At 64.0% G+C, this 750-nt stretch carries 1 protein-coding gene; it reads right to left on the bottom strand.

Going from position 1 to position 750, the window contains the following annotated elements:
• Window positions 1-750 (bottom strand): IS630 family transposase (locus IE083_RS15705; protein WP_189354969.1); only part of this gene is annotated, 750 nt, incomplete at both ends.

Raw genomic sequence — 750 nt, 5'->3', positions numbered from 1 at the left:
CATGTTCAGCCACGACGCCGAGGTGGGCGTGAAGTGCATGTTGAAGCGCGGATGCTTGGCCAGCCACTCCTGCACCGTCGGGTGTTTGTGCGTGGCGTAGTTGTCGGCGATCAGGTGCAGGGTCTTGCCCTTGGGTGTCTCGCGGTCGATCTTCTTCAGGAACTTGAGCCACTCGGCATGGGTGTGGCGCTGCTGGCACTGGCCGATGACTTGACCATCGAGTACGTTGAGCGCGGCGAACAGCGTGGTCGTGCCGTTGCGCTTGTAGTCGTGCGTCATCGTTGCTGCACGCCCCTTCTTCAGCGGCAATCCCGGTTGGGTACGGTCCAGTGCCTGCACTTGGCTCTTCTCGTCGCAGCACAGCACCAGCGCGTGCTCGGGCGGCGACATGTACAGGCCCACGATGTCTTCAAGCTTCTCGACGAACTCCGGATCACGCGAGGCCTTGAAGGTGCGCACCAGATGCGGCTTCAAGCCATGCGCCTGCCAATGCCGCATGACCGTGCTGGCGCTGACGCCCAGAACGGCGCCCATCTTGCGCGTGCTCCAGTGCGTGGCCGCCTCGGGCTTGGTTTGAGTGGTCAGGTCCACCAATCGCGCCACGTCCACCTTCACCGGCGGCGCGCCGCGCGGCAAGTCGTGCTCGATACCCGCCAGCCCAGAGGCCAAATAGCGCTTGCGCCATCGCACCACCTGCACTCGCCCAATACCGAGTTGGTCGGCGATCTCCTTGTTCTGCATGCCCTGGGC

Origin of the sequence: Vogesella fluminis, from assembly GCF_014652335.1 — a bacterium.
GTDB lineage: Bacteria > Pseudomonadota > Gammaproteobacteria > Burkholderiales > Chromobacteriaceae > Vogesella > Vogesella fluminis.
This window is presented reverse-complemented; position numbering and strand designations above follow the sequence as displayed.